The sequence below is a fragment of the Brachybacterium paraconglomeratum genome (assembly GCF_039541415.1).
Classification (GTDB): domain Bacteria; phylum Actinomycetota; class Actinomycetes; order Actinomycetales; family Dermabacteraceae; genus Brachybacterium; species Brachybacterium paraconglomeratum_A.
The window spans coordinates 1-6,619 of record NZ_BAABGE010000021.1 but is presented as its reverse complement, the minus strand read 5'-3'; the positions used below and the strand labels follow the sequence as shown (position 1 = coordinate 6,619).

Sequence of the window (6,619 nt, the reverse complement as noted above, 5' to 3'; positions counted from 1 at the left end):
ACCAGGGTGCTCTGGGCGGCTTCGATGACGTCGTTGGTGATGGTGTCGAGTTCGTTGATCTTCAGCACGCGTTGGATCTGAGGGAAGAGCCGTTCGAGCAGTCGGAAGTTGCCGCGGGTGATCCGGGCGATGGTGGCGATGGCTTGGGCGTCGGTGAAGTCCTCGGGGTCGAGGGTCTTGCCGAGGGAGCGCCAGTGCCGCTCGAGAACGAACTGCAGCTCGTCCTGCCCCAGAGACCGGTATTGGTGGGCGAAGCCGACCCGGCTGTAGAACTGGGGGTAGTGGCTGAACTGCTTTTCCAGGCCGGGCATGCCGATCAGGATCAGGGCGATGTCGTCGTGGTCGTAGCGATCGCGCAGCATCTCCAGCGCGGCGGGACGCAGCCGTTCGGCCTCATCGACGATGATCAGCTCGACGTAGTTACGGCCGTGCCGCCAGCCCCAGGTCTCGGGCACGTGGTGGCCGGGCGGTTCGAGGTGTTGTTCGATGCAGATGTTGGTACGGGAGATGGCCAGCGTCAGCTCGTCCTTCAGGCTCCGCGGGGTGGTCAGCACGCTGGGCGTGTAGAGCACGGTGCGACTCCGGTTCAGGGCGGCGTAGATCTTGACGTCGCTCTCTGCGCGTGGCCCCCAGTAGGTCAGCAGTTCGTGAGCCTTCTCGTAGTGCGCGTAGCGGCGGGCGGAAAGTGTCTTGCCGACTCCGGCTGGTCCGAAGCACAGACCGATGGTGTGCCCGCGGCGCACCGCGTCGGCGAACTCGATAAAGCGGCGGTGCTCTTTGGTCACGATGAAGCGCTGGTTCACCTGAGATCCTCCCTGTAGACCTTCAGTGCTGGTCGGGGCGCCGGGGGTGGCTCCTCGGGCGCCGGCCTCGTCTCGGCAGTGTGTGCGGGCACGAGGGCGATGCGCTCGTTGATGCCGGCTCGAAGTGCCCGACGGCGGGCGTTGCGCGCGGCCTGGATCTCCTTGAGGCTGACTTTCTCGTCGTGGTGGTCCTGGTTGACGGCCTTGCAGACGAATTCGTCGTGATCGAAGACGCGGATCTCGGTGATGTCACGGGGGTCGTAGCGGATCACCACGGATCGGCCGACGTAACCGGCCAGGGTTGGGGAGATGTAGCGCAGGCCCTGGAAGCGGATGCCGTCGCGGCGCACGATGCGGGTTTTCGCGACGGTCAGTAGCAGCCGGTCTAGGTCCTCGAGGCTGTCTGGCATGCGGGGCATCCACCCGTCGGCGATCCAGGCGCTGCGCGGGGAGGTGCCGAGCTCGCTGTGCGTGCGGTCGTTGTAGGTGGTCACGAACCCTTCGACGGCAGTGTCGAGCTCGGCCAGGGACAGCGTCGGGGTCGGCGCGGGCTGGCTGGGTGCGAGGTATCCGGGCAAGGTAGTGAGCAGCTCGGTGTTGACGGTGCCGAAGAACCGCTCGACCTTGCCGCGGCCCTGAGGTCGGGCGACGGTGGAGTGGATCAGTCGGATGTGGAGGTCGACGGCAATGCGTGCGAGCTGGTGGCTGATGAAATCGCTGCCGTGGTCCACGTAGAGCACGTCCGGAAGGCCGCACATCGGCCACGTCGGGTCGGTCTTGTGCCAGATCGCCTGCCGCAGCGCCAGCGCGGTGTTCATCGCTGAAGGGGCGCCCAGGAAGACTGTGTAGCCGCAGATCGCGCGGGAGCGGTCATCGAGGATTGTCGTCAACCATGGCCGGGCGGGCTTGCCGTCGGTGCCCACTACCAGGATGTCGAGCATGGTGTGGTCGGCCTGCCACATCGCGTTGGGCAGCTCTGCTTGCCGGCGGAGCACCAGTTCGTGCTTGTCGCGGTAAGACGCTGCGCCCTCCAGGGCGAGGGTGACCATGCCGGGATCCAGGGTCCGCACGATGTCCCACACCACCGAGTAGGAGGGGATCGGCCAGTCCCGGATGCCACAGATGCCCGTGACCTTGCGGTGGATGGTGGCTATAGAGGGCCGGGGTTTGCTCAGTGCCAGCCCCTCGATCACCCGGATGAGGTCAGCGGGGAGCCGGTGGGTTCCGGCGTCCGCGCGCGGTGGCGGCTCCAAACCGGCGAAGCCGTGGGCGCGGTAGCGGGCTTTCCAGCGCTCCAGGGTGCGTAGTCCGACACCGGTCTCGCGCGCCAGGCGCGCGAGTGGGACCTGGTCCTCGACGTGGAGTCTGAGGATTTGCCACCGCGCCTGGGCGTCCATCACACTCCTATTGCGCGGCGTTCTTACGGCTGCGCGCTGCGCGCTCGAGGGCCCGGTAGACCGTGGAGCGACCGATGCTGAACAGCTCCGCCAGCTCACCGATGGTGTGCTCATCGGCGGCATGAAGCTGGACCAGGTGGGCTTCCTGGCGTGGATTGAGTTTCGGGGACTTCCCGCGCAGCCGGCCCTTGCTCTTGGCGACCTTCATCCCCTCGCGGGTGCGGGCGCGGATCAGATCAGCTTCGAACTCGGCGACCATCGCCAGCACATTGAAGAGCAACTTGCCCATCGGGTCGGTCGGGTCGTACACCGATCCGGCGATGCTCAGCTTCACTTCCCGGGCCGCGAGGTCGTCGGCGATCTGGTGGGCATCGCGGACGGACCGCGCCAGCCGGTCCAGCTTCGTGACCACGAAGGTATCGCCGCCCCGGCACGCGGCCAGTGCCTGTCGGAGCCCTTCGCGGTCGGCGTTGCGTCCCGTCAGCCCGTGATCGACGTAGATCCGTTTGGACTCAACACCTAGGGCAGCGAGACCATCGCGCTGCGCCGTGAGGTCCTGTTCATCGGTGGAGACCCGGGCATATCCGACCTTCAGTGGGGACATGCCCCATAGTGTGTCACATAGGGTCCCGTCACCGGACACTTCACCGGACGGGTCTTGCGGGACGATCTTCCAGGCGTGCTGGCGCTTGTCCCGGTCGAGCGCGAGCGTGTCCGGTGAAGGTTCCCCTTACGGGACCGTGGGCTACGACCTGTTTTAGGCGCTGGCATAGAATCACTTGCATGAGCGCGATGCTGGCCGTCAGGCGCGGACGTGCCAGGACCGTCTCGTCGCCCCAGTGCTTCAGTAATTGCGTTCTGTGCCCTTACCTGTGGCTATGTCGATGCGATGGGGCGTGCTCTCGTTGCGCCTTCAAGTTCGCCTCGATCTTCCGAAGGGTCGCAGTGCAGGGAGCCGTGTCGAGTTTGGGTCAAACGCACCACCTGGGCGCCAGCTGGGTGCTAGCTTCGATACTTCTGGCCATGGATGTCCAGCGGTGGACTGAGCTGTCCGCCTCGTTTCTGAGAATCGAGGAATTACTGAGAACCATGCTCAAGCGGCTTGGTGGAGCCGCACTCATCGTGGGATTCGCCTTCGCACCGCTCTCTGCAGAGGCAGGACGGGGCCTGTACAGCTATCAGGGGAGTGACTACTCCTACGACTACTCCTCGTCGTACAAGATCCAGATCAGTGATCGGGAAGATGATGGGCATGGGGTCCGTGTTGAGTACAAGATGACAAAGGGCGGCGAGTCGCGTCATCTGTACAACTACAACGGGGTGAACACCAGCAAGTACGAGTCGCTCAACACCTTCCCGCGGGCGCACCGACCCATCGAGATCCTGAACAATCGGCCGGATGCGTACGGCGACTGGGTTTACCCCACGTGATTACTGCTCTCATAGGAGACGTCATTGACTGAGCACAGCGTGCTCTGCGAGAACGCCATGGTGACGTTCGGGGAAGTGCTCGCGCTTCCCCGAACGTCACTTCACGTGGACCGCGGATCATCCATCGCCATCATGGGACCGAGCGGTTCAGGGAAGTCCACGCTCCTCGCCTGTATCCAAGGCCTCGAGAAGCCCACGTCCGGGACCGTGCAAGTACTCGGTCAAGACCAGCGCTCCGCCTCTGCGCGAGCCAGGTCGGATCTGCGAAGGCGGCGGATGGGCCTCATCCAGCAGAGTCCGAATCTTCTCGAGGAATTCTCCACGAGCGAGAACGTCGCCTTCCCGCTCCTGTTCGACGGCATGAAAAGACCGCATGCCCTGAAGCTCGCGGTCGAGGCATTACGGGGCGTCGGAATGGCTCACCGAACGGACGCGGACATTCGGTCTCTGTCCGGCGGTGAAGCGCAACGAGTCGCGGTCGCCCGCGCGCTCGTCCGCCCGGACGTGAGCCTCATCGTCGCTGACGAGCCGACGGCTTCCCTCGACGTCGAGAACGCCCGCAGAGTGACCGAGCTGCTTCTCAGTGAGGCAGACCGGCACTCGGCAACGGTGCTGCTCGCCACCCACGATCCGGCGGTCGCTGCACTCTGTGACCGCACCTATCACCTCACGCGGGAGCATGACGCCGCATGAGGACCGTTCTCCGCTTCAGCGCGGCCGTCGCCTTCTCCCACGACCGGCGTCAGCGGTGGCGTCAAGTCTGCCTCCTAGCCGCGAGCTTCATCGCCACCCTCGCCGTTCTCGTGGCACTTGGTCTGATCGCACTGTCCTACACCAGCCCGCTCCGCGCCGGTGCCATGCTCGGTATGCCCACCGCAGCGGTGGGGGACGAGTACCCGGGGATGTCGCCCGACGGTGCTGTCGCGGCGGTGGTGGATCGCGGCACGTTGGCCATGGATCGGCAGGTGCCGACCGTCTGGATCGAGCCCATCGCCGGGCACGAGGATGACCCTACGGCGGTGCCACCCGGCCTGGACGAGCTACCGGGCCCCGGCGAGGCGGTCTTGTCGCCCGCGTTGGTCGCGGCCGGATACACCGCAGAAGACTTCGGGTGGCTCAGTTCCGCTGCCGGTTCCGGGACGGACGGGACTATCGGCGATGAGGGCCTCGCAGCAGCCTCCGAACCTCTCATCTTCGTGCGGCCTGAGGCCGGGACAACCTTGGGCGAAGGCGGAGCGGTGACGTACATCGCGACCTACGCGGAGAGTGATCCGAACGCGGTCTACGGTGGCAATTCGTACGACCCCGAAGTGGTCTCCGTGACCATGATGGCGCCCGGTGTCGCGATCTTTCTCGTCGTGCCGAGCCTCGTACTGCTCATCTCGAGCTCTCGGGCACGATCGCTGGTCCGTGATGAGCGCCTGCGATTCCTTCACACACTCGGGGTACGTGCCCGGACCGCGCGTACAACAATGGCGTGCGAGACCGGTCTGCTGGCACTGAGCGGCGCGCTGATCGCCGTGCTCGCTCACGCGGTCTTCGGCCGTTGGCTCACAGTCATTCCCGCGACGTCCATTCGGTTGTTTCCCGGAGATCTCTCATTGCCGTGGTGGGTGTACCTACCTGCGGTCGCGGTGACCGTCGGATGTGCGTTCTTCTGTGGGGCGCTCGGACGGCTCCTTCCGCGTCGTCGGAGTCGCCGGCCGCGAGCAGGCCACATGATCGCTGTGGCCGGTCTCGTCGCCGCGGTGCTGACCGTGATCGGTTCGGCGACCTCGTGGGTCTCGCCGTCCGTCGCGAGCACGGTGTTCGTGGGCGGGACCATCGGAGTGATCATCTTCCTTCCGCTTGCGGTGCCCACGCTCTCCGCTGCTGCTGCCTCCTCGATGCGCACTATGCGCAGTCCCGTGCTGTGGGCCGCCGCCCGTCGGCTCCGTCACGATGCCGTGCATCTCTCCCGCGTCGCCTCCGTACTCGGCGTGCTCATCGTGGTCGTGAGCTTCGCCGTGGCGCTTTGGGGATCCGCTGCGGCCACTCAGGCCGAAGGCTCGTCTTCGCACAGTTCCGGTGCCATTGCCGTCGGCTGGCGAGGAGACCCGGAGGGTGGGCTGGAAGCGGCCAGGGACGCATTTGCGGAAGAGGGCAGGGACGTGTTGATCGTCTCGACGGTCTCTCAGGATGATACCGATGGACCTATGCCGCGCCTCGTCGACGTGGACGATTGCGCGAGCTTCGTCGCGTTCTTCAACGGAGACAGTGCGGACGTCTGTGCACCGGGGAACGGGGATAGGCTTTCGGATTTCGCTGAAGCGAATACCGGGATGCGGACCCCCGAAGACACCACCCGGCTCGGACCGGATGACGGGCTCGGCGATGACGTCGCCATCTTCTCTCGTGAACCGCTTTCCACGCAGAACGTCCAACGCATTCTCGGGTTCCTGCCCGCACTGAACATCAGTCTCACCGCCTCGGACGTCACAGCGCCCCTCCCGATCGTGCAATGGCTCGTGGCAGGAGCCTTGGTCGCCTTCGCCATCCTTGGCCTTGCCATCGTCCGGGAGATCGGCGACCGGAGCGTTGAGGACTCTGGTCGAGACGTGATCTACCAACGCCTCGGACTCTCCTTGCACACGTCGGACAAGCTTGCCTGGACGGTGTTGCTGATCCCGCTTGTCGTCTCCACGGTGACGGCGTTCTTTTGCTCCCTCGTGATCTCCTACGCTGGCGAGGTGCTACAGATCGCGAAGGGCGACACCTTGAAGCTTGTCCTCGTCGCCGCGATCTCGCTCGCGCTCCCCATCGGGGCGATTCTGCTGACTATCCCGGCACGGCGAGCAGCGGCCAGTGTGAATAGGCGGTGAACTCACCTACCCCGTCAATGAGCGTCTGAAGAACCCCGCCATTCAACGGCGGAAGTCACACCCTAGACAGGCTGGTCGATCGGGCGTTCGGAGCGAGGAAGAAGCTGACCTCGAATGATGACCGGGG

The 6,619-nt window shown here is 65.2% G+C and carries 6 protein-coding genes; 3 read left to right on the top strand and 3 right to left on the bottom strand.

The features are described 5' to 3' along the window. The 3 genes from ABD893_RS17040 to ABD893_RS17030 form a co-directional block, all read right to left on the bottom strand. The coding region (locus tag ABD893_RS17040) for an AAA family ATPase (protein ID WP_345083224.1) at positions 1-803 on the bottom strand (803 nt) is incomplete at its 3' end. Next, entirely contained in the window at positions 800-2,200 is a 1,401-nt protein-coding gene (locus ABD893_RS17035; RefSeq protein WP_345083221.1) for a Mu transposase C-terminal domain-containing protein, read from the bottom strand. The genes ABD893_RS17040 and ABD893_RS17035, both read right to left, overlap by 4 nt. A gap of 7 nt (positions 2,201-2,207) precedes the next feature. Beyond that, complete coding sequence (locus tag ABD893_RS17030; protein ID WP_345083218.1) at positions 2,208-2,804, bottom strand: recombinase family protein; 597 nt, start codon at positions 2,802-2,804, stop codon at positions 2,208-2,210. A gap of 485 nt (positions 2,805-3,289) precedes the next feature. Here ABD893_RS17030 and ABD893_RS17025 point away from each other — a divergent pair, with 485 nt between their 5' ends. The 3 genes from ABD893_RS17025 to ABD893_RS17015 are packed head-to-tail and all read left to right on the top strand — an operon-like array spanning position 3,290 to position 6,492. Beyond that, a complete protein-coding gene (locus ABD893_RS17025; RefSeq protein WP_345083215.1) occupies positions 3,290-3,631 on the top strand; it encodes a hypothetical protein in 342 nt (113 codons plus the stop codon). Between the two features lie 57 nt (positions 3,632-3,688). Next, on the top strand, positions 3,689-4,324 hold the full coding sequence (locus tag ABD893_RS17020) for an ABC transporter ATP-binding protein (RefSeq protein WP_345083227.1): 636 nt from the start codon (positions 3,689-3,691) through the stop codon (positions 4,322-4,324). Continuing rightward, complete coding sequence (locus ABD893_RS17015) at positions 4,321-6,492, top strand: hypothetical protein (protein ID WP_345083212.1); 2,172 nt, start codon at positions 4,321-4,323, stop codon at positions 6,490-6,492. The genes ABD893_RS17020 and ABD893_RS17015 overlap by 4 nt, the downstream gene beginning before the upstream one ends. The last annotated feature ends 127 nt before the right edge of the window (positions 6,493-6,619 follow it).